Raw genomic sequence first — 23,723 nt, 5'->3', positions numbered from 1 at the left:
GTCTCGCGTCGTGTCCCGTGGTGTCCGCTAGCGATCAAATGACGCGCATTTCAAAGACGCCTTGGCCACGCGAGAACTGGCCGACAGTCGACAGCGGTTCGCCATAGCCATCGGGTGATGAAGGCATCAGTGTTGCCCCCGTGTCGCGGCCAGCCCAACACGCACGCCCAATACGGCAGCCCGATGCGGTTTTCATCGGAGCCGATCCGCTGGATCGGCCCTAACGAGAAGTTCACGCGAGACATCGGGTGCCGGCGCGACGCATCCGGCTTCAGCTGAGAACGGGTTGTCGAAACTGCAGTTCTCCCTCCAGAGCGGGTCGCTAATCGACTAGCTGGAGCGACCACCGTACTGCTCGAGCAACACCCCGGCAATCTACCAAGGGCCCTCCTCTGTAAATGAACGCTCTCGGTCACCAGCCCTCGACTCCGCGAGATACTGCTGAAGCCCAGGGCCATGCCGGAACAGGAACCTGCCAAGAAGGCCTATTCGTCAGCAGGCAGGTCAATGTCCACGTTAGGGACTTCCATGGTCTTTTCCTCGGTGCTGATATCAACGTCGGGGACGGTGACCTGCTCCTCTTCGGTGGAGACGTCCACATCGGGCGCGTCGACATCGTAGCTCGGCACGGCACCGGGATCGCCACTGACATCCACATCAACGTCGGGCAAGCGGCCTTCGGAAGTCTTTTCAACATCGCAGCCGGTCGTCATGACAAAGAGGCCACCCGCGAACAAGATCGATAAAAATTGCTTGACCATTACGAAACTCTCTTTCGGTGGGGTTGCCCGTCTGCACTCGTGGCAAGCGGACAACAGGGAAATTGTTTTTGCTTTCGAGCGGCAAAGTCGCCGCCTGGGAAACCAGAAGCAACTCGCGTGCCAAAGATGCGAGACCGGGGATTGCTCAGCAGCGGGCTGGTTAAACTCTGCCGTGGGAAGTGTTTGCACCGCTGCCGAGCGTTTTTGTTAGGTTGCCAAGTGTAACAGCTCACGACGAGCACAGCCGTCGGTCGACTATGAATCGGAAGGCGTGATGTCGTGGCAGCAGTCGTGCGCTACAATGTCGCTCCAGAGACGCCCGCCCCTTGCCCACCAATATTTTGACAGTTCATGAGCACGACTGCCCGCGTTTCGATCGATGCAGCTGATTGGGATCAACTCGCTCAGTCCCTGGACGGAGAGCTTCATACCGGTGATCTGATGCGGCGGATCTACTCGACCGATGCATCGGCTTATCAGGAGATGCCTGCTGGGGTCGCCATCCCCGAATCTGAGCATGATCTTTCGGTATTGATCCGTTTCGCTCGAGAGCACCACATCGGCTTGATCCCACGCACTGCGGGCACGTCCCTAGCCGGTCAGGTCGTCGGCAGCGGTATCGTTGTGGATGTTTCGCGGCACTTCACCAAGATCCTCGAGGTGAACACGGATGAGGGTTGGGTCCGCGTGCAGCCAGGAGTGATTCGCAATGAATTGAATCAGCACCTCGCACCGCTGGGATATTGGTTCGCGCCGGAAACCTCGACCCAAAACCGAGCCATGGTGGGCGGGATGGTCGGCAACAACTCGTGCGGCAGCAACAGCGTCAAATTCGGTAGTACACGCGACCATCTGCTCGAAACCCGAGGGTTTTTGTCCGACGGCAGCGAGGTGACGTTCACAGAGCTGACGGCGGACCAGGTCGCTGAGAAGTGCTCCGCTGGTGACTCGCTCGAGACGCAGATCTATCAACATGCTCGCGACCGACTGAGTGATCCCACCGTTCGAGAAGAGATTACGCGAGAGTTCCCCAAATCCTCCATCCACCGTCGCAATACCGGCTATGCGATCGACTGCTTGATGGACACGAACCAGCCCTTCAACTTCTGCCGGCTTATCGCTGGTAGTGAGGGCACGCTGCTGCTCACGACGGAAATCAAGCTACGGATTCTTCCCCTGCCACCACCCCACAGTGGATTGCTGTGCGCGCACTTTGGCAGCGTCGCCGACGCGCTTCACGCGACGCTGATTGCGGTGCAATTCGACATCAATGCCTGCGAGCTCATCGACGATGTGATCCTTGGCTGCACTCAGCGCAGTACCGAGCATCGCCAAAATCGATTTTTCATCGAAGGTGAACCCGCCGCGATCCTCGTGACGGAAGTACGTGGAGGCAGCGACGAGGAAGTGCGTCAGTCCGCCGAGCAGATCGCGGCAGCCATGGCTGCCGCTGGTCTGGGTTACCATTTCCCAGTGCTACTGGGCGACGACTGCGAGCGGGTTTGGAATCTGCGCAAGGCGGGACTCGGCTTGCTCGGGAACATTCCCGGCGATGACAAAACTGTCCCTGTCATCGAAGACACGGCGGTCGATGTGCAGGATCTCCCCGCTTACATCACCGAGATCGGCGAAGTGCTGGATGCGGAGTTTGGCCTGCGCTGCGTCCACTACGCGCACGCTGGGTCGGGCGAAATCCATTTGCGGCCCATCATCAATTTGAAAACGGAGGATGGCAAGCGACTCTTCCGTGAAGTCGCTTCCACGGTGGCCAGGATCGTCAAGCGATACCGAGGCTCTCTTTCGGGCGAACACGGCGACGGACGACTGCGTGGCGAATTCCTGCAGCAAATGATTGGCCAGGCAAACTATGAACTGGTGCGGGAGTTCAAACGCGTGTGGGATCCCGCCGGTGTGTTCAACCCCAACAAAATCGTCAATACACCGCAGATGAACGAGTCACTGCGGTACCGGCCCGGCCAAAACTCAGGTGAGAACATTGCCACCATCTTTGATTTCTCCGCTGATCAGGGCATCCTGCGTGCAGCCGAGATGTGCAACGGTTCGGGCGACTGCCGGAAAACGCAGTTGGCCGGAGGTGTGATGTGTCCGAGCTACATGGCGACGCGGAACGAACAGGATACCACCCGGGCCCGCGCCAACACGCTGCGCCAAATCCTGACCTCGTCCACCAAAGCAAATCCGTTCGACAGTGAAGAGATCGCTGAGGTCATGGATCTATGCCTCTCCTGCAAGGGTTGCAAGTCGGAATGCCCCTCTACGGTCGACGTGGGCAAACTGAAGGCGGAGTTCCTGCAGCACTATTACGATGCCAACGGGGTACCGCTACGAAGTCGCATGATCGCAGGCTTCGCCCGGGCGCAGCGAATCATCAGCTATGCGCCATTCCTTTTCAATCTCTACGCCCGCACACCGCTGATCCGCCGCTGCATCAACCGCATGATCGGTTTTCACCCACAGCGGTCGATTCCGACTAGCGCCTCAACAACCTTCCTGCGGTGGTTTCGGAAGCGATCGGGGCGTTTCGAAGGATTGCCAGCGAACGGCCGAAAGGTGCTCCTGTTTGCCGATGAGTTCACGAACTACAACGAGCCCGAGGTCGGAATCGCTACCGTCGAACTACTCGAACGACTGGGCTATGAAGTGGAGATCCCCGAGCATATCGAGAGCGGGCGTAGTTCACTCTCGAAAGGGTTACTGCGGCAATCTCGCCAGATCGCTCGCGACAATGTCAATCTGCTCCGTGGGGTGGTCGATCGCGACACGCCGCTTCTCGGCATCGAACCCTCGGCCATCCTATCCTTCCGAGACGAATATCCTGAGTTGGTCGGTGAGGAGATGAAAGCGGACGCGGTCCAGATGTCGCAGCATTGCCTCCTGTTCGACGAATGGTTCGCAAGAGAGATCGAGGCGGGCCACATCCGCCGAGACGCCTTTGGAAACGATGAACGCCGCGTGATCGTCCATGGCCATTGTCATCAGAAAGCGCTCAGTACCATGCAGGCCACCATGCAGATACTGCAGTTCCCCAAGAACTTCCACGTCACGTTGATCCCCAGTGGATGCTGTGGCATGGCGGGTTCGTTTGGCTATGAACAGGAACACTACGAGGTGTCGATGAAGATCGGTGAACTCGTGCTGTTACCTGCGGTACGGCGAGCAAGTAGTGACACTATCATTGCGGCAGCGGGTACCTCCTGCCGCCATCAGATCGCAGACGGCACCGCACGCCGTGCACTTCACCCCGCCGTGATCCTGCGTGACGCACTGCGTTAGAAGCGACGTGGATCGCTCCGCCGATCCACTGACCAGCGTCCGCAATCTACGCCTCACTCGTTTCAGCTGGTTGAGTCGTGTACTCGCTTTGAATCGGCAGAGCGACCCACAACTATTGCACGGCCTCCGCGAGTGCTTCTTTCTTCCGATCCTGCTCACTCATCTGGGCAGCAACGGCGTCGTGAGCCAGTTTGGCTTGGCGATGCTCGTTCTGCGCGTCGAGGAGCGCGTCGCGTTTCTGCAAAGCCATTTCTTCGGCAGGCTTGATTTTGGCGATAAGATCGCCGCTGGCCACCTTCTCCGCATCGGCTTGCTTAGTCAACTCGATCACTGCACGGCGAGTTTCTGCGACTTCCGACAACTGCGCTGCGAGCTGGGCTTCCACGTTAGCAACGGCTTCCATCTGAGCCGCGTCGGAGGATTCACCGAGCCCGAGGCGAGCGGCGATAACGGCATCGTGTTGATCCCGTGATTTCGTGACCATAGCGGGAAGCTTTTCACGAGTCTGTTTGGACTGCTGGCGAAGGGAAGCCTCTTTTTCTTCGCTTTGCATAACCGCCGCAATGGCAGCGGCTTGAGCAGCCTGAGCGTCTTTGAACTGTTTCTCGGCGGCGTCGAACTTGGCCTTCGCGGCCTGCTGGGCCGCCGCAAGTGGTTTGAGCTTAGTCTGAATCGACGCGAGCGTAGCCTCAACGGCCTTGAGACGCTCAGCCGCCGGCGGGGGATTTGCGGCCAACGGAGTGGGGACCGGCGGATCGGCGATCGTGGTCAGTTGCACCTTGCCGGTCCAATCGCCATATACCACACGGCTAGAGTCGTGGGTGATTGCCGCTTCCAAGACCGCTTCGCTCATGGCGGGGAACTCTTTGATCTTGTTACCCGACGCATCGAACAGGCGAACGCGATGATCTCGTGATGCCGTCACCAACTGTCCCTTGTGGTCGAAGCGAACGGCGTTGACGGGTCCACCGCCCACATTGATCGACTTCACCGCCTTGCCCTGGATCATGTCCCATAGCTTCACCGTGCCATCATCGCTCGCACTGGCGAGCACATTGGAATCGTCTCGCCACGAGATCGAGTTGACCGCACCTTTGTGGTCGGTCAGGTCGAGGAACTGCCGTCCGGTCGCAGCCTCCCAAACGACCAATCCACCTGCGCGATCCGCCGAGGCGACAAGCACCCCATCCGGGCTGAAAGCGACCGCATAGATCCAGTCGGTGTGCTTCTTCAAATCGAACAGCAAGGTGCCGTCAGTCGCATCAAAGATTCGCAGCATCTTCTGCGGTCCGCCCAGGGCGATCTTCGACATATTGTCGTTGCAATCCGCATCAAACACGACATCGAGCTCATCGCCCACGGTGGCGACGCGCGAACCATTTTCGATGTCGTAGACAGCCGCGATCCCGAGCACACTGTGCTCACCACCGCCAGCGATCAAAAAACGACCATCGCGACTGAATCGCAGTGACTGAGCAATCCCCTCTTCGAAGGGTAAGACGCCAAGCAGTTCCGCAGTTTCGCCATGGTATAGCGAGATTTGTTTTTGGCCGGCGACAGCGATCAGAGGCGCCCACGGACTGACACCGATAGCGGTCACGGCTGCCGCGCGGTCACTCACGACCGGCACTTTCTGCGGCAACGTCGTTGGCATGGGGGGCGGGCCCTCTGGTTTCCCGCTCGATGGAGCGACAAAGGCGAGCGAGTTCTTCTTTTTCTTTTTCGCCTTGCTACCAGAATTCTCCAGGATGCCACCTGCGATCCAAGCCTTCAACGTCGCGAGCTGTTTGGCAGGGATCTTCGGTTGATCGGGCGGCATGGCCGGCGTGTCATCGTGATTGACGAGCTGCCACAATCGGCTGGCATCGATGTCACCATCGTCCCAGACGACTTCGCCACTGCCGCCGCCTTCGAGCAGCGCCCCATAGGAGTCGATCGCCAAGCCGCCGCGTTTATCGCTCTGGTTATGACAGGTCAAACAATGCTGCCGAAAAATCGGCTTCACGTCGTCGTCGAAGGTGACCTTCTTCGCCGCCTCGTCAGCCGGTGCAGCCAACGCGACCGGAGCCGCGAGAAACGTGAGACCTAGCGCGCCAGATGTCAAAAATCGAGAGAATTTCATGGTGGATAATCTTAGTGATTGAAAACAAACTCACGGCCGTTGAGCACCGCCCAGAAAACGTCCTCCAACACTTGCGTGGCATTGGCGCCTTCAGCGGCGAGCATCTCTTGAGTGGCTTCCCGCTCGGAATCGTCGGGCAGTCGACTGAGTGATCGCAGATAGATCCGGTCGAGAACTTCGTCGTGACTGAGCTTCTCTTCCTCGAGCCACTTCTGGATCACCTTGCTGCGGACGATCTTGCTGTGGACGGATTGTCCGTTGAGCAGATGCAGTGCCTGCGACAACGAGGGCGATGTGCTCGCTTCGGCGTCACAGACCGTCGTACGCGGTGAACGCCCAAAGGTCGTCAAGAAGTAATTCGAGACGGCTCCATCGGCAATTTGAACAGCTCGACTGCCCAGTGGCAGACCGCTGAACTTCTCGGGCGACTGCGTGACTTGGCAGAGACAATCGAGAAGACTCTCGGCAGGGACGCGGCGGATCACCGCGTGAGCGTAGTTGCGGGTGTCGTGAGCATTGGATTCATTAGCGTGACTACTGCGCGAGTACGCACGACTGAGACAAATATCACGCACCAGCTTCCGGAAGTCATAGTTGTACTCAACCAACTTCTCGCCGAGTCGGTCGAGCAACTCCGGGTTCGTCGCTGGATTGCTGACGCGAATATCGTCAACAGGAGCGATGATGCCGACACCCATGTAATGGGCCCACACCCGGTTGGCGATGCTGGAGGCAAAGTACGGGTTCTCCGTGGAAACTAACCAATCGGCCAGCACCTCGCGTCGATCCTTGCCTTTGGTTTCGGGCGTGGAACCACCGAGGAACTTCGGCGCCACCGTTTGGTTGGTAACAGGATGTTTGGTTTCGCCGCTAAAGCGGTTGTAGACGATCTTTTCGCGATAGTCCTCCGCCTGTTTGCGACCAACCTGTGCGAAGAACGCGGCGAAGCCGTAGTAGTCGTCCATCGTCCAGCGATCGAACGGATGATTGTGGCATTGAGTACACTGCGTTCGAATGCCCATGAAAACCTGCGCCACGTTCTCCGAGGTCTTCAGCGTGTCGCGTTCGATTTCGTAAAAATTCGTTGCGGGTTCGCCGAAAGTCCCCCCGGTGCTCGTGAGAATATCGTGCACCATCTCATTGATGGGTACGTTGCGGGCGAACTGATCCGTCAACCAACTGGCATACAGCAGAGCTGACTTTTTACTGACGACGTTGCTGCTCTTGATCATCAGCAGCTGCGCAAACTTCAATGCCCAGATCTCACTGAACTCTTTCTTCTCGAGCAGTTGATCAACAAGTGCCTCGCGTTTGTCCGGCGCTGGATCACTAGTAAAACGCAGAGTTTCCTCCTCGGTGGGCAGCAACCCTGTGATGTCGATGGTCACCCGCCGAATAAACTCATCGTCGGTGCATGGTCCACTGGGAACGAGCCGAAGTTGCTGCAGTTTCTTGTCGACGAGTTCATCGACGTAGTTTCCTGGCTGGGGTTCAGGCGGCGTGTACTTCAGATCGGCCGGCAGGGTGAGAATTTGGCTACCGACGGTGTGCGTATCAAAACGCGCCATCACGAACGCCTCGCCGCGAGCCCCGGCGGTGACGACGCCGTCCTGCTCGATCGAGGCAACGGGAGCGTTGTTTGTCGAAAAAGCTGCGAGTCGGCTGAGGTCACGTGTGGTCCCGTCGGCGTAAGTCGCGACGGCTACCATCCGCTGCGTCGCTGCGTCACCCTCGAGCACGGCTTGCGGTGGAAAGATCGCGACCGAACTAACAGCTGGTGGCGGTGAATCCTTCTTGTCATTGACAGCCCCTGCCTGCAACCACTTCAGCAGTGTCGCGTAGTAGTCGCTCTGCGTATCGAACAACTTGCCTCCGGTGTGCGGTACCGCACCGGTGGCTTTCTTGAGCAGCAAGCTCTCGGAGGGAACCGCTAGATTGATTCGCCGCACCCCGATCTCACGGGTGATGCGTTGATAGTCGCCCTGCGGATCGAATCCGAACAGACTCAAGCCAAAACCATCCTTGCCCCGAGCCGCTCCATGGCAGGACCCGGTATTGCATCCCGACCGCGTCAGGACTGGCATCACGTCTTTAGCGAAACTCACCGGTGGATGGGTCGCAGCATTCTCTACACTGACTTCGACTTCTACGAGTGCGTCCTCGTAGTGCCCCGCCAAGACGGTTTTGCCATCGGCGAGAGGACGCAGAGTGTGCCCGTCAATCTCTGCCAGCGACGCGTCTTTGAGCGACCAGCGGACTTGATCAGTGACGTCGAGCGTCACCCCATCATCACGCCTTAGAACGGCCACAATCGTCTGGAAATCATCGCCGGAATTCAGTGAAATCGCCTCGGGGTAGACATCCAACGCCACCGACTTGAGTGGGTCTGGATGGGCAACGGGCGCGTCCGGAGATGCGGCGTCCGCCGCGTGCGAAGCAAGGATGCAGGCACCGATGGCGACCACATACAGCATGCCCCACGTTGCCAGCGAACCTGCCCGATGAGCAGCGGTCACGACTGGCGTTCGCGAGAGGCGACCGGGGACTGGCTCGGCAAGGAGATGATGAGATCGGATCATGAGGATTCCTTTTCAAGGCGAAGCTGTTCGAGTCGGCTAAGCGGCTTTTCCGGTTTCTTGGCTGGCGGGGCAGCGGGCTCCGCCTTCTTCTCTGGCTGAGCAGTGGGTTCTTTCTTGACAATCGGTTTGTCAATCCGAATTTCCCCCGTCCCATCGGTCTGGATCATGGTCTCCCCGTCACGGCGGATGCGGGTCTGCACATTGAGCGTTTTGTGCTTGCCGGTCTTGGCGTCCGCAGCGATGGTCAACGGGAATATGACTGACGTGCTTTCCAAGCTCGCTTTCTGCACCGGGGCATCACAGGTGACTCCGTTGGGAAGCCCTACCAGCTGAACTTCGATTTCCCCGGCAATATCTCGGGTCTTTTCCAACGTGACAGCGAGGTCCATTTCCTGGCCCGTCTCAGCGGCAGCCCGCGGAAAGGAATAATCAAACACAGCATCCTCGACATCTAACATGATGGGTGCGGTCGCGACTGTTTGCGTACCCAATTTCGTGCCGTAACTGACCTGCATGATCATCGGCCAGGACCCCAAGGCGGCGTTGCTATTGGCAGTGATCGGGATACTCGTCTCGTTCGCTCCCTTATCGATCTTGCGACTATTATTGACGCCCACGCCCGGCGGGTTGTAAAGAGTTTTGAAAGAGACCGCACCTTCAAATCCTTCATCTCGCTTGATCCGAACCACGAGTTCCTTCGAACCGCGACGAAGGATAGGGGTCTTGGGTTGAACCAACTCGACCGAGAACGGCATCGCTTCACAGACAGCCATCGCGGCTTGAGAAGTCGTATGATCCAACATCGGACGTCGATTTTGACCGAGTACAATCTTGTGGTACTGCTCGAGGTTGGAAGTGAGCTCACCGTCGCCCAGCTTTCCCTTGCCGCGGACGTCGAAGAACGAACCGATCAACTTCGCATCGGTAGCGGCGCTGAGCACGACAGGAATCTCCACCCGGCCGGCTGGCATCGGATATGTTTGAGCGGTCACCCCTGCAGGCAAGCCGTCGAGTGCCAACTCAAACTCCTCATTGAATCGGTTTCGCTTAGCCTGGATGACCATCGCACCATGACCGCCAACAGGGACGGGCACCACCATCGCTTCGTCGCGACGAAGCTCCTTCAGGCCGAGCTGAAAACTGGGTTCGAGGTGGCTGACTTCGATTAGATAGTTATGCAGAGGACTGCCGCCCCGAAGGTGATCGTAGATTCGGATCGTGTGCTGGGAGTCGCTTGCGGCGGTGAAGTCAAAGACCCCATCGGGCTTACCGCCACTATCGTCACTGCTTTTAAGTGACTTCCCATTGGCATCGAACACATTCATCACACCGTCGAGCGGTGAACGCAGAGTCTCGCGGGCATACAGTCGGACACGAAACTGCTCACCCTTTTTGCAATCAAATGCAAAGCAATCGAAATCACCGGGCTCGTCAATAACACCGCACAGCAACGCGGGCACAGAACAGACAGGCGCTTTGCGATGGTCATTATTGGGCTCGGTCTCGTTCACAATGGGCAGATTGCCCACACGGATCCAGTTCGGCGACGGCGAAACGCCGGACTCATCCTCCGTGACCACCGAGTAGGGCTGCGTCGGTGTCGCGGACTTGTTTGCCGGATCGATGAGGTCGGTAGGCAACTGCAGCGACGCGTCGGTAACCGTCCCGTCGATGTCGATCAACTTCGCCTGCAGAACGTCGCCTTGAACACCGCCCGATGGAATCACCGTGGTGGGCCGGGGGAATGATCCCACATGCAAGCGATATCGGCAGACGTCGCGTTGCCCTAAGAACGAGCTATCCCGCACCAGCACCGTGTACTGACCATCTTCTTCTGGGGTGAACGAACAGACGCCGTCTTGCTGCAACAGCATCGAATCGTCGCTGACGGCAACTTCGAAACGCTGGTCATTGAGGATCGCGATGTAGGGATCGAGGATGTCGCGGTTGCGAAGGTCCGATCGCTGGCGAATACCCTCAATCTCGACCGTCAGCTTCTGGCCCGCCTTCAAGGAGACCCGAAAACAATCCACGTCTTCGCGGTCAACGTTACCTTCGACCGTACGGTCCATTTCAATGTCTTGAGGATCACTAAAGTCGTTATTTGGCTCGACCTCTTCGACGATCGGCATCGCACCGACACTGAGGAAACGAAGATTGCTCACACCGCTGCTGGTGACCAAGCGAAAGGAATATCGACCGGGCGCCAAACCGGCTTCGGTTTTGACGGTGAGCTCAACGGACTTGTCGTCGACGGGCTTCACCTCGACAACCTCTACCCCGGGCTGATCGAACAACACGCCACTCGCATCGGTGAGACGCGCGCCCTTGAGCACCACCGTGGCCTCGCCACCGCGGGTCACACCGAGCGGCTGATGGTAGGTCACGACGGGAAACGCTGCGTCAGCGGGAACCGCGACAGCCCACAAAGCAATGAAAGCAATCGCAGTGACTCGCCGCGCCCAGCGGTCCGAGCAGCGGTGCAGAACAGAAGATCGACGCATGACAAATGGCCTGTGTGGAAAGTGTGGCGGGGTGTCCGGCGGAAAGAAGCTAGCTAATGATGTCCTTGATCAGCTTGCCGCCATCAACGATTTCGATAGGCCGGCCACCGGGAGCCATCAGCTCTTTATCCGAGACGATGCCCAGCAGGTGGTACATCGTCGATGCCAAATCAGCGGGAGACACCGGATCAATCTCCGGTTCCGTTGCAGTGGCATCGGAGGCACCATGAATCATGCCGCCTTTGATTCCGCCCCCGGCCAGCATCACACTGAACACCTTCGGCCAGTGATCGCGACCGGCGTCGTTGTTGATCTTCGGCGTACGCCCGAACTCACTGGTGACCATCACGAGGGTCTCGTCGAGCATGCCTCGCTCCGTGAGATCCTCGAGCAGCACCGAGAGACCTTGATCGAGCGCCGGCATCGAGTTCTTGATGCCGCTAGTGATATTGGTATGCATATCCCAGCCGCCATAGGTCAGCGTGACCAAGCGCGACCCAGCTTCCACCAATCGCCGAGCCATCAGCATCCGCGCCCCGGCTTGATTGCGACCGTAGCGGTCACGCATCTTGTCATCTTCCTTCGAGAGATCGAAGGCTTCTTTGGCGGACGGCGTATCGAGCAGATCATAGGCCCGCTCGTAGAACGTATTCATGGCACCGACGTTGTCGGCCGTCGTCGACGAGACAAACCGCTGATTAATCCGCTCGAGAGCCTCCTTGCGGCGAGCAAAACGCTCCGCATCGACGCCGCCAGCGAGATTCAAATCACGCACTTGGAAATTGTCACGGGCCGGATCGGCGCCGAGCGCAAAACCACCGTAGCTACTGGGCAAATATCCAGTCCCAGCAAATTCGTTGGGCACGTTAGGGATGCAGATATAAGCGGGCATGTTGTTTCGCGGGCCATACTCATGGCTGACCACCGACCCGAAACAGGGATACTGCAACGCCGGGCTCGGCTTGTAGCCAGTGAACATATTGTGCGTACCCCGCTCATGGGCCGCCTCGCCGTGCGTCATACTGCGAATCACGCAATACTTATCTGCGTGCTGAGCCAACTTGGGTATCGAATTACAGAACACTTCGCCCGTATTCGTTTTCGTTGTCCCCAACTCCCCCCGGTATTCCAGCGGGCTATAGGGCTTCGGGTCAAACGACTCCTGCTGAGCCAAACCGCCCGGCAGGAAAATGTGAATCACGCTTTTGGCGCGGGCCTTGATGAAGTCATACTGCTTCATCTCCGCTGCAGCTTGCCTCATCAGCAAATCAGGCAGCGACAATCCCAGGCCTCCGGCCGCACCGGCCATTAAAAAACCGCGGCGTCCAAATTGACCTGACTGGGTCAATGGGTTTCCTTGACACAACATGGCTGTCGGCTCCTCAGAAAGAGCGTGAAGTGAAGTTTCCAGCGAAAACTGCCCAGCGAACACCAAGGACCGCTGCTATGAATTTTCGACTGAAACGCGAGGTGGGATTTGTCGGGACGCCCGCCTGTCGCTGGCGAGCAGCTCTTTGCGTAGGCGAGAAACAAATGATTGGGAGGTGGGGCGGGCCAGACTCGCACAACAGCGAACCTGAACCGGAAATGGGGGGTGGGGCCGGCATCTCCTTGCGACCCGTACGATCGCTGCATTATACCGATACCGGATTATCGTAGCAGGTCACGGGCGATTGTCAAACGTGGGATTTCAAAAAGCACGAACCCACGAAACCCAACGAATTCGATATCGCTCAGTCGATCCAGTGCAGCACGTCACGGATAATCGACCACCGGGGCTGGTGCTCTGTGGGCGTTTTACCGAGCACCCAGTGGTCGTAGTACTCCTTGGCCGTCCCATCGCGTTGCCGCAGTGTGATCCAGTGATCGAGTAACTCCCGCATCTCGGTGTCCTGATGGGCGATGCCATAAAACAGTGGCAGCTGAACCTTCAGCCCCTCGGGGATCACGACTTCATAGTGGGGATACATCAGCGTGAATGCGGAGCCACTCTCGGCGCTAATCAGCAACGCGTCGATGGATTCATCCTTGGCGGTGAAGAAATCTCGATAGCGTTTCACTTCGACCAACGTTGCGTTGGGGATTGTCGCCTGGACGCGATCAGCAAAATCGCGGCTCAGATCAACCACACCGATCCGAAAACCGCGGAGGGCTCGGACTGCCTTCAAACTGCTTATTTCTTGGGATCGATAGTCCGCGACGGCGAACGCCAGATTGACATCCAAATAGCTCTTGGAATGCTGCATGGTCTGGGCACGCTGAAAGGTTCCCACCAGACCGGACATCACGATATCGAAATGATCCGCGGCGAGTTGATCCGGAAGGGTGGGCCGGTGAAAGCGAACGAACTCCAGGGTCACACCTAGATCCCGTGCAAGCGAATGCGCCATGTTGATGTCGTACCCAACGAGTTGATGACGCATGTTGAAAAAGGCAAACGGTACTTTATCTTCGTTGTATCCAACGCGCAGGACCCCACGCCGTTGGATACGCTCCAACAGAGATTCATTGGGCAAAAGTGGCTCTGGATTGGGCCCAGGATCTCCAATGACAACATTCTCGACAGGTCTCTCAAGCAATTGAATGCGACCAAGCATGTCCGCGCGATCTTCGGCAGCTGCAACGAAATGCTTCAGCGCTGCGCCCGTGGCGAACAGGATCAAGATTCCCGAGACCGCCACCGCCAAGGCACCCTTACCCAAACGCAGTGGCTGGAACTGGATCGCGTGATTCAGACCCGCGATCGATAGCAGGCTTAGCGTACACAGATGCATCGCACCGACAGCGTCACCCACTCGCTCACCGTAGACCCCGGAGACCAAGAAGAGCTGGAACATGTCATGCGGCAAATGCATGCGGTCCAACAGGTAGGGGATCGCCACGATGGGACCGCCGAAATATGCGAACAGTCCGCTGCTTAAAAGGCTGGGATACGCGCTCGCTTTAATAGGCGTTCCCACAAACCACGCAGCGAAGAAGATGAACAGGAGGCTCAGCAGCTTCCCGACGTGAGGAAACGCATAGGCGACGCCATACAGAGCACTCGAGGGCGGCGACTGCCCAGAACCATTGTCGATTGGGTGGTGACGGAGCAATCGTTCTGTGTTGTCGATCAACATGGGCAAAACAATCATCAGCTTGCCCGTCGCGAACGCCGTCAGCATAGGTTCCTTCACCACATGCATGACATCCCGATAGGAAAACGGCGTCAGCGTGGAGACCAACAGTGGCATGACGAGGAAGGTCATGAACACCGCACCTCCCGTGTAGGCCACCAGATAAACCTGCAATCGGCTGACCTCGTTGAGCGACAACGTCCCCGCCGTACTCGCGGCAATGGCGAAAATGCCGATGGGGGCTAAACGTGTCACCAAACTGCTGATGCGAATCAACGCCGCTGCGCAAATATCGAGCAAATCGAGAAGTTTTTCTCGCTGGGGGACCTTCGAGAGAGTTAGCCCCACGCAGAGGCTAAAGAGCACGATCGCTGGGACATGATTGGCAGCCAGGGCAGAGAAAATGTTCGCAGGTATGAAGTACGATACCAGACCGACCTCTGCTGGCGTCTCGATCATCGCGGTACTGAAGAAGGATCCCGATCGCCAGTCAGGAAACACACTGGGCAGGATCGCGACCACGCCCAGCGTGATTGCCCAGAGCACCACCAGGACCGCGCCACCGATTTTCACCAAACGCTGGCTGTTCCCTAAAGACAATCGCCCGAGGCTGGCCACGAGTGACACGACGATGTAGGGCAGCACGGTCATCTGCAACAGCCCGACGAACGCGTCGCCCACAATCGATAGCGGCCCACACATCTCGCCAAAAAACAAGCCCGCCGAGACACCTAACAGCAGCCCTAGCAGGATCTGTGCCGACAAACTCCAACGCGTCCACCAGCGCGGCTCCAGCGAGACGGGAGGGTCGGTGTCGTGGGCGGGTCGCTTGCGGGGCATACGGGTTCCGTTGGATCGGTGATTCTTCAGCGTTTCGAGCTGCTGTCTGGCTGCTGATAGTAGTCAGAAAAACCGAGCGATCGTTTCGCGGTTCGTATCGTATTGGCCGAATTCCAAGGAGCGGGCGCCGGCAGCGTTGTGCCCGCAGGGCTGTCAGGGGTGGCGTCGAACTCACAGCAGCCGTTTTGGTCACAGCAATCGGCACCACAACCGCGGGGAACGTTCTTCTCAGCCGACCAACTGTATTGGCAGACAGGGCACTTGTACTTCTCCGATTTCAGAACACAGACTCGTCGCAGCCTTGCCCCGTTGTGCGAGCAGGTGGTGCAGCCTTGGCCATCACAGTCTTCACAGGATGACCAGGCCGGCTTATGACCGACTTGCCAGGGGAATACGACGCGGGGGATGCAGATCACCTTGGACTCCACCTCGAACCCCGACCGCTCTTCGTCCACCTGCTTGGCATCGAGCTTGCAGACATGGTCACATACAGGACAACAGACGCAGCCGGTCTGATCGAGCAATTTCCCGGACCCGGCGACGGCCGGACCAGGAGTCGCCAGCAGGACTGCGGCGGCGATCACCAGGACACGTTGGAGCGTTATTGGAATGAACATCGTTAACCTATCTTGATGGAAATGTTGGGTCGCAATGAAGGAATGATCGAGCCTAGAAGTCGATCATGTATCGGAAACCGAGGATGGTGAAGTCACCGCCGACACCCGCTGGCAATGGGCCAGCGGCTTGGCCTTGGCCGGCATCCTCGATGGACCCTGCGATGTAATTCATCTGCACTTTGGAATAGGCCGTCCAGTACCAATTCATGCCCGCCGTAACGGTATAACCTTGGCCACCGCGGATATCTGAATCCGAGAGATCGAGGTAGTCGCCGCGAAGCCCCATCGAGAGCGCCCCCCAACCGTTCCCCCGGCCACCACTCAACCGTTCGACCAAGAAGAAGTTCTCAAAGGGCTTCACCCGATCAATCGTTCCCGAGACACGATCCAGCGGCACATGTTCTCCGGTCAGAAAATAGTTGGCGAAAAGATACCCGCCGTGAAAGTGCAGCCCGCTGCCATTGAAACCGCCCAGCGGATCGCGTTGCATCCACGTGTTGATGTATTCCCCGGTCAACTGAAACGCGCCGATGTTCAACATCGACTCAAAGGCGAGCTGCTGATATCCCTCCGCCCCGAGGATGCGTCCCGTGTCCCACCAACGCGAGCTACTACGAGCCTCTGGGCGGGTCCGGAAACGGGCTTCGTTGTGATTACTGTCGGTATCGATCGTTCCATCACCATCAGTGTGGTTGGCCGACCCGGCAACGGCACAGTGCCAATAGCCTCGACCACCACTCGTCTCGTCATACCAGGGGCTGGCCGCTAAGCGGCCGTACAATCCGGCCTCAGTGGAGTCACCGCGATACCGCCCGTCATTGCTGATGTTCTCCAGCAAGAACGCCCCGTAACGCCAATTGATCATCTCATCATCGGTAAAACCGTACATGCAGAGGCCGAGACGACGAGCGTCCTCGTTGAATGCTTCGACCGCCAGCGGTCGCTCGATGAACAGGTTGTGACGGCTGCTGTTGAGGTGGTCCAACCCGATCGGCCGCTTTTGATTTCCCAACAGCAGCGTTTGGTTGTTAGGCAAATTGTTCCACCCCAGGTAGGCATCCTTTAACTCCGGCGAATTGGGATTATTGAAGTCAACCTGAATGCGATACAACATGTTGTGCGGCACTTCGCCGCTGAAGGACAGGCGGAGTCTGCGGAAATCCCAACGGTCCTGAGGGTTGACCGCTGGGTTGCCCGATTCGAGATAGTTGACCCCCGGATCACTGTCTAAGAAGTTCCAGTTGTCTAGGTGGACCCGGCCGTTGATTTTCATCGTCGGCTTTTTTTTCTTGGCAACGGATTCCTCCTCGAGCTTCTCCTGATGTTTCTGCCAGGATGACTCGAGGTCCCCCACTCGCTCGAGCAGTTTTTCATATTCCTCCGAGGGCACCATGTCATCCTGCGAGAGCATCACGTCACTTGACTGAGAATGCGCGTCCGACTCGACCAACCCGGACTCGGCAGAATCGGCGTCCGGATCCTCGGCTTCGATCGGCTCGTTGAGGACCACCGAGGTCGAAGGTCGGGTCTCGAGCATCGCCGCGTGAAAACGAGGTCCGAATAGCCCCGGCACGGGTTCGGGCAAGCCATTCTCATCGGCGAACGCTCGATTGCCACCCAAGCATGCCAGCAATGCCATCGCCAGTCTGGCGTGTCGGGAACACCCAAGAGATAAGCTCAACATGGAATCAAGATCGTCCGTGAATAGTTCAACGAGGACTACAACGCATCCATCCTTGGATGCTGTGGTGGTCGCAATGCTCGTGTAGTTCATGTGAAGGAACGTTCGGCAGGAGTTCTTCCCCCTCCACAACGATCGACCCCAGCGGGGCGCGCAAGGGTCTCAGAATCGTGATTTCAACGTTTATTAAGGTTGTACGAGCAGAATGTCTGGGATTTCCTGTAGGGGCAGCCCACCCGCTACCACCCGGACAATCGAACCAGCCTCCCATGCTGGCGAGAGCCGCTCGCGTTTGTGCCCCAATCGCCGCTCTCCGGGCCGGATCCCAGCGTTCTGCCGTGGCTGACGGCGGGGCTGGCGTCGCGACGGGACGAGAATCGGGACAATTCCATTTGATTCGCTCTCGTCGAGGTGACGATGGACTGCTCATAGCTCAAAGTCCATCCCGATCAGACTGGCGTCCTCCCGGCGGCACCTGATATGAAAGGATGATGATGTCTGCTCCCTGCACCTCCCCATTGTCTCGTTCCCGCGCGCCATGAAGTCCTTCCGCCGAGTTTTGAAGCTCGCTAGCCGCCGACGCCTCTCGTTTCTCGGGGTCGTTGCGACATCGTTGATCATTGCGGCAATGTGGGGGGGCAATATCGGCGTGCTCTATCCGATCACCGAAGTCGTCTTTGCAGGCGAGGATCTGGCATCCTACGTCCACCAGCAAGTCGAAGCGACGGACGAAGAACTGCGTGAAATCGACGACAGGATCGCCCAGATTGATGCCACCGCGGCCTCCGGAGCGGTCCGGGAGGACCAGCAAGCGGAGAAAGCGAAGTTGAGTTTTCGCCGAAAAGCGGCCGCCCACTCGTCGGACTGGTTGCACTGGGCCGAACCGCTGGTCGTCCGCTGGGCGCCGCCGGGACCATTCAACACATTGCTACTCGTCGTCGCGTTTCTGATCGCTTGCACCGCGATCAAACTGGTCGCCCTGACGATCAACTTGATCCTGGTACAGTACATCGCCGAGGGCACGGTGATGGAACTCCGCGAGAAATTCTTCCGCAAATCGCTCCATTTGGACTTGGATCACTTCGGCGAGAACGGCTCAGCCAATCTCACCAGCCGGCTGACCAATGACGTATCCCATGTCGGAATTGGATTGAGCACGCTGATTGGCCGCGTCATCCGCGAGCCGCTGAAGATGGCCGTGTGCTTGTTCGGCGCCTGTGCGGTCTGCCCCCGGTTGCTGTTGTTAGTGCTGGTGATCTCTCCACTTGTCGCGATCGTGATGCAGCGACTCAGCCGCGCGATTCGGCGTGCCAGCCGCCGGGTGATGGAGGAAATGAGTGGGCTCTACGGGATGCTCAACGATGCCTTCAATGGCATTCGTGTTGTACGATCCTTCAACACACAAGCCCACGAACGAGCCCGATTTCGCTCTCACGTCGATGGATATTTCCGCCGGTCAATGAAAGTCGCATTCTACAACTCCATGGCCCGGAGCACGAGCGAGTTGCTGGGGTTGATCATGGTCGGCATGGCGATCATTGCCGGCGGCTATCTGACGATCAACCAAGAAACACACCTACTCGGTATGCGGATGACCGAGCGACCATTGGACAGTTCCAAAATGCTACTGTTCTTCGCGTTCTTGATCGGGGCATCGGACCCGGCGAGGAAACTCACCGATGTATGGAGTGCGTTGCAGCGCGGGATCGTGGCGTCCTCTCGCATCTACGAAATCATCGATGCTCCCGTCCGTGTCACCGAGCCCGCCGTCGCCATCAAAACACCACGACCACATCGCGAAATCCGGATGGAGAACGTGCACTTCCAGTACCCCTCCGGTCCGCAGGTGCTACGGGGCATCGATCTGACGATCCCGCACGGCGAAACAATCGCCCTCGTCGGCCCCAACGGATGCGGCAAGAGCACCCTGATCAGTCTGCTGTGCCGTTTCGACGACCCGCTCGAGGGACGCCTCTGCCTGGATGATTGCTCGATTGATCAAATGGCGACACGAGACCTGCGGCGGCGGATCGCCTTGGTCACCCAGCGCACCGTGCTGTTCGACGATACGATCGAGAACAATATCCGCTATGGCAGCCCGAGTGCGGATCGGCATGCGGTCGTCCGCGCTGCCAAACTCGCCTTTGCCGATGACTTTATTCTCCGAAAGACCCCCCACGGCTACGAAACCCAACTCGGCAGCTCCGGCGTGCGGTTGTCCGGCGGTCAGATGCAGCGGATTGCCTTGGCCCGCGCGTTCCTGCGAAACCCCGACATTTTGATCCTCGATGAGGCCACCAGCCAAATCGATATCGAGAGCGAAATGCTGATCCATCGTGCCCTCGAGAATTTCTTGCAGGGGCGGACGGGGATCATGGTCACGCACCGCGCCAGCACCCTGGCGATGGCTGACCGTGTCGCGGTTCTGGACCAGGGCCTCGTTGCCGACGTGGGCACACACGACCAATTGATGGCGAGCAACGGGTTCTATCGCAATCTTTACGGAAGCGATCTCGCCGACGCTGCCTAGCACGGTGTCAGGCAAACCGCCCGTGCAAGAACCAACATTTTTCACCCTCCGGTTCTGTGGCTGTGTCATCGCCGAGGCGGTAGTAAATCCATAGCCGGGTGCCATCCTCGAGTTCGATGCGGAAGTAATCGCGGCGGATCAGAGGCCCGCTCCACCAGCGGGTTTCGATGCGTTCGGGCCCCCAGTGTTGTTCAACACACCGCACACGGCCCTGGATACGAAACCGGTCTGGAAACCCGCCGCCCGGACCCGATGGGAGATCGGCAATTGGAGTGATGGGAAGCGGTTCGGCCAGCAGTTCGATGGGGCGTCGGCCCAGATCGGTCCTCTGCGGGGCGTCCCCGAAGCCACCGCGGCGTTGGCGAGTGGAGTGCGGCGAGGCGTCAACCTGCTCGGCCGCTTTCGCCGCTCGCTGCCGCGCCGTCGTCCGCTGCCGCGGCGTGGGGCCGCGGGCAGCTCGCTCCGCTTTTCGAATCTCCCGATTCATGCGATGCGCCGTCATCGGGAACTCCACGATAGCATTCTCAGGCAAAGGATCGTCACTGACACGAACGCCCCGCACCGAGTCTTCGCCGAGCCGTCCCGCGAGTGCATCGATCAACCGAGCCGCCTCGGTTTGCCCAGTCCAGTCGTCGCGTGAAGTCGCGGCAAAGTCCGGACCAAATATCGATGGCTGGTGACTCGACAAAGCCGCGTGCTGAGTCACACCGACACTGATCCGGGTGACCAGCGACCCCAGACGATCCGACGGCATCGCCCCGAGCATCAATGTTGTCAGATGCGATTGATCGAGAGTCGGTGCAAACAACCCCGCTTGAAAAACCATCGGTGGATGTTCTTGCAATTCCAATCGACAGGTCATCCGCAAGACACCCCGGTGCAACTGATGGAGCCCCTCAGTGGCTTGACCGATCAGCCGTGAGAGTCGATCGGCGAGCAAGTCGATGGCGTCGGTAGGGTATTCAAGCTCGAGCGTCGCAGCGTGCTCGCACTGCGGGGTAATGGCAATCAGGGGTTCTTCGATCTCCCCGATGGCCTCGGCGATCCGAGCGCACAGATCGGAACCGAGACGGGTAGCGATTCCCTCGCGGGGCAGTCGCATCAAATTGCCAATCGTGGTGATCCCCAGTCGATCGAGTGTGGCGACGGTAAGAGGGGGCAAACGCAGCGCCGCACAGGGCAGCGTCTCCAGGGCCGCCTCGGTGCCGCCGGGTGGTGCGAGGAAGAATTGATGGGGATTTTTCCGTGGCCGATGCGACGGGCCGGTTTCGGAAACCGCATGGTTTGCCAACGCCCAGGCTGCACCGATCGTGTCGGCGATCGCTAAGCGTCCGCGCAGTTGATGCCGATTGAGAATTTTAGCAGCGGCAGCGAGTAACCCCAATTCCCCCGTCCGATCGGTACCAGCGGCGCGCCGGTGATCTGCCTGAGTCGATTCGTGGGAATCTTCAAAGAGATGGGTGACCCCTTGGATCTCGGACAAAATGGATTCTGGGTCGTGTCGAAATCGGCCCGCCCACTTGTACCGCTGGAGCGTTTCCACTGCCGTTTGGGGGCTGAGATGGGTTTGTAGTTCCAAAGCAAGCGACTGGAGAGCCCGGCAGTCCGCATCGCGGTCATAGGGTTCGATGAAGGCTCGGGCCATCGTTGCCAGATCGGTTGCCTGGGCAATCGACATCCCAGGGCGAACGCCTGCCCGAGACGCCAGCGGACAGAGCGCAGCGACGACGCGTCCACGCCGTGGATCGGTATGCCAGAGGATAACGGGACGCTCGAGTTCAACCGGCTCGGCTGGTTCCCGAGCGTCGCGTTGCTGCTTCGAGGGGGGCACGGGCATGCGTCGACGCTGGATTGGCCAATCGGGCAGCCAAAGGCACAGCAACCGCTTCATGGCGATGCTCCGCAGAAGTGTGGATTGTGGGAAGTGATCGCCGCTGCAGATCTGCCACCGCAGCTGGCGTGAGTGAGTGCAGACGGGCATCCGGGGCGACAGCTAAGAATATTTTTCGCTGCATGGATCCTGAAATGGCAGCCTGTGGTTGCAGCGGACCTTCGGCGTGATCCAGATTGCGGGCACGATCGAGCTGAACGCAGAGAATCCGCAGGTCCAGCGGCGGACGCAGCGGTAAGCCGGCGGCAACACGTTGATCAGCCGATAGCCGCGAGGCGTCGACAGGAACTGCTCGCACGTGCCAGCGGACGGCGGCGAAAGAGGGACGGGCGCGGGCTGAGGATGGCAATACAAACAGCCCTGGCGTGCGTCCTTGCTCGGCCGCTAATTGCAACCGCCGAGCATCGCGGTCATCCAAACTCCAAGGCAACGCGGACCATACCGCCGCTACCGAGGAACACCTCAAGGCTTGATCGATCGCCCACACACTCTCCCGCCGGCTACTCGGACGGCAAACCACCATCCGCTGGGGCGAGATCCCACAGGCAATCGCAGTGGCGGCATGAAACGTTCCGTTGGGATCGACAACAATGATTGGACCGCGGTGCGGAACCCCGGTCTGCTTCGAGCCGCCGCCGGTAGCCTCGCCAGCAGCCGGGGAGTGTCGGTCGATCATCGTCTCGGCAGCCGCTAGCATGGCGAGCGTCGACGCTCCGCTGGCGTCGTGCCCGGCGACCCATTCGCAGAGCCCCCCGCGTTTCAAACCGCCGCCGGGCAAACAAGCGTCCAAAGCCTGTGCCCCCGTGGAAAACCGGGCGGCGGAATCCAACGCCGGGTTGGACGCAATCGCCGCAGCTCGGCCTCGCAGTTCGGCCATCAAGGCACTGCGCTGCACAGGCAGGGACTGAGTCGGCAAAGTTTCCGTCGGCGGAGTTTCCGTCGGCGGCGGTTCAGCGGGAATCACTGACGGGGCGACCGGCGACGAGACGCGGCGGGTCGAAGCCGTCTCTCGCTGGAGCGGCTTTGCTTCCTGGGGGGGTGTGGCCCTGTGTCGTGGGCTTGTTACCTTAGCACCGCGTACCTTCGCAGCGGGTGCACCCTCTGCAACGGACGCACCCTTTGCCACAGGCGTATCCTCAGCCGGCTGCCAAAACGCGAACGTTTGCTGGGCGAACGATTTTCGTGCGGGGGGTGAAAGCGTTTTCGATACGGCCATGGCGTGTGCGTCCCAGCTACCTTGGAGTGGAGGGTCCGGTGTGCCGGATGATTCCCTGTCATTATGCTGGCAAAGTCATTTGCTAGCAAATCTTTTTTTGAATCCGATTCTATTCTGTCATGATGCAAAAAATCCGCTATTTCCTGTTTTTGGTCGCGGTCCTCGCCGTGATCGTGGTGGCGTTCCAAAACCAAGACCAGGTGGACGTCAAAATCCTATTTTTCAATGGCCGCTATCCGCTGACGCTGTTGTTATTGGGGACTTCGGGAGTCAGCTTTATCTTGGGGGCGATTTGCACGATGTGGCGGCGTCACCGCCGGGTGAAAGGAAAAACGCGAGTCAAAACGCAAGCGAAGAAAACGGCTCCCAAGGACCTGCCCCCTCGCAAAACGCCAGGGACTGACGCCCTCTTTATCCTACACATCTTTTTTTAGCCCGTTCCGAATGCAATATAGGCTTCGCGGTACGCCTGCAGTCGCCGCAGTCCACGCCAGATTACGGTGGAACCGGGCGGTCCTTGCCCTGTTTTGTTCAAGTAGCCGCCCAACTGCGCCAACACCAGCATGAACTCG

General features: G+C 58.7%; 14 protein-coding genes. 3 read left to right on the top strand and 11 right to left on the bottom strand.

What is annotated here, in order from left to right; genetic code table 11:
- Positions 1 to 34 precede the first annotated feature (34 nt).
- Together CA85_RS24805 and CA85_RS08950 are read right to left on the bottom strand one after the other, a co-directional pair.
- Positions 35 to 196: a hypothetical protein gene (locus CA85_RS24805; RefSeq protein WP_186774829.1), complete on the bottom strand. Its 162-nt coding sequence runs from the start codon at positions 194 to 196 to the stop codon at positions 35 to 37.
- A gap of 289 nt (positions 197 to 485) precedes the next feature.
- A complete protein-coding gene (locus CA85_RS08950; RefSeq protein WP_146391016.1) occupies positions 486 to 761 on the bottom strand; it encodes a hypothetical protein in 276 nt (91 codons plus the stop codon).
- Between the two features lie 351 nt (positions 762 to 1,112).
- Between CA85_RS08950 and CA85_RS08945 the strand changes: the two genes are divergently transcribed.
- Positions 1,113 to 4,055 carry an FAD-binding and (Fe-S)-binding domain-containing protein gene (locus CA85_RS08945; protein ID WP_146391015.1) on the top strand — a complete coding sequence of 981 codons (2,943 nt, stop codon included), beginning with the start codon at positions 1,113 to 1,115 and terminating at the stop codon, positions 4,053 to 4,055.
- Between the two features lie 112 nt (positions 4,056 to 4,167).
- Here CA85_RS08945 and CA85_RS08940 read toward each other — a convergent pair whose 3' ends face one another.
- The 7 genes from CA85_RS08940 to CA85_RS08910 all read right to left on the bottom strand — a co-directional run bounded on the left by CA85_RS08940 (position 4,168) and on the right by CA85_RS08910 (position 17,517).
- Positions 4,168 to 6,177 carry a c-type cytochrome domain-containing protein gene (locus CA85_RS08940; RefSeq protein ID WP_146391014.1) on the bottom strand — a complete coding sequence of 670 codons (2,010 nt, stop codon included), beginning with the start codon at positions 6,175 to 6,177 and terminating at the stop codon, positions 4,168 to 4,170.
- Positions 6,178 to 6,188: 11 nt separating this feature from the next.
- On the bottom strand, positions 6,189 to 8,651 hold the full coding sequence (locus CA85_RS08935; protein WP_146391419.1) for a DUF1549 and DUF1553 domain-containing protein: 2,463 nt from the start codon (positions 8,649 to 8,651) through the stop codon (positions 6,189 to 6,191).
- 101 nt (positions 8,652 to 8,752) lie between these two features.
- On the bottom strand, positions 8,753 to 11,260 hold the full coding sequence (locus CA85_RS08930) for a PPC domain-containing protein (RefSeq protein ID WP_146391013.1): 2,508 nt from the start codon (positions 11,258 to 11,260) through the stop codon (positions 8,753 to 8,755).
- A gap of 49 nt (positions 11,261 to 11,309) precedes the next feature.
- Positions 11,310 to 12,629 carry a DUF1501 domain-containing protein gene (locus CA85_RS08925; RefSeq protein ID WP_146391012.1) on the bottom strand — a complete coding sequence of 440 codons (1,320 nt, stop codon included), beginning with the start codon at positions 12,627 to 12,629 and terminating at the stop codon, positions 11,310 to 11,312.
- A gap of 364 nt (positions 12,630 to 12,993) precedes the next feature.
- Positions 12,994 to 15,216 (bottom strand): cation:dicarboxylate symporter family transporter, encoded by a 2,223-nt coding sequence (locus CA85_RS08920; protein WP_146391011.1) that lies wholly within the window; start codon positions 15,214 to 15,216, stop codon positions 12,994 to 12,996.
- Positions 15,217 to 15,242: 26 nt separating this feature from the next.
- A complete protein-coding gene (locus tag CA85_RS08915; RefSeq protein WP_146391010.1) occupies positions 15,243 to 15,833 on the bottom strand; it encodes a hypothetical protein in 591 nt (196 codons plus the stop codon).
- 52 nt (positions 15,834 to 15,885) lie between these two features.
- A complete protein-coding gene (locus tag CA85_RS08910; RefSeq protein WP_246112627.1) occupies positions 15,886 to 17,517 on the bottom strand; it encodes an OprO/OprP family phosphate-selective porin in 1,632 nt (543 codons plus the stop codon).
- Between the two features lie 535 nt (positions 17,518 to 18,052).
- Between CA85_RS08910 and CA85_RS08905 the strand changes: the two genes are divergently transcribed.
- A complete protein-coding gene (locus CA85_RS08905) occupies positions 18,053 to 20,044 on the top strand; it encodes an ABC transporter ATP-binding protein (protein ID WP_146391009.1) in 1,992 nt (663 codons plus the stop codon).
- 7 nt (positions 20,045 to 20,051) lie between these two features.
- Here the strand turns inward: CA85_RS08905 and CA85_RS08900 are convergent, their stop codons facing one another.
- Positions 20,052 to 21,875 carry a DNA polymerase Y family protein gene (locus tag CA85_RS08900; RefSeq protein WP_246112626.1) on the bottom strand — a complete coding sequence of 608 codons (1,824 nt, stop codon included), beginning with the start codon at positions 21,873 to 21,875 and terminating at the stop codon, positions 20,052 to 20,054.
- On the bottom strand, positions 21,823 to 23,151 hold the full coding sequence (locus CA85_RS08895; protein WP_146391008.1) for a cell division inhibitor SulA: 1,329 nt from the start codon (positions 23,149 to 23,151) through the stop codon (positions 21,823 to 21,825). Before CA85_RS08895 ends, CA85_RS08900 begins: the two co-directional genes overlap by 53 nt.
- Positions 23,152 to 23,270: 119 nt before the next feature.
- On the opposite strand from CA85_RS08895, the gene CA85_RS08890 reads away from it, so the two are divergent.
- Positions 23,271 to 23,585 (top strand): lipopolysaccharide assembly protein LapA domain-containing protein, encoded by a 315-nt coding sequence (locus CA85_RS08890; RefSeq protein ID WP_246112625.1) that lies wholly within the window; start codon positions 23,271 to 23,273, stop codon positions 23,583 to 23,585.
- Positions 23,586 to 23,723 lie beyond the last annotated feature (138 nt).

Source organism: Allorhodopirellula solitaria (genome assembly GCF_007859855.1).
Taxonomy (GTDB): Bacteria; Planctomycetota; Planctomycetia; order Pirellulales; family Pirellulaceae; genus Rhodopirellula; species Rhodopirellula solitaria.
This window is presented reverse-complemented; position numbering and strand designations above follow the sequence as displayed.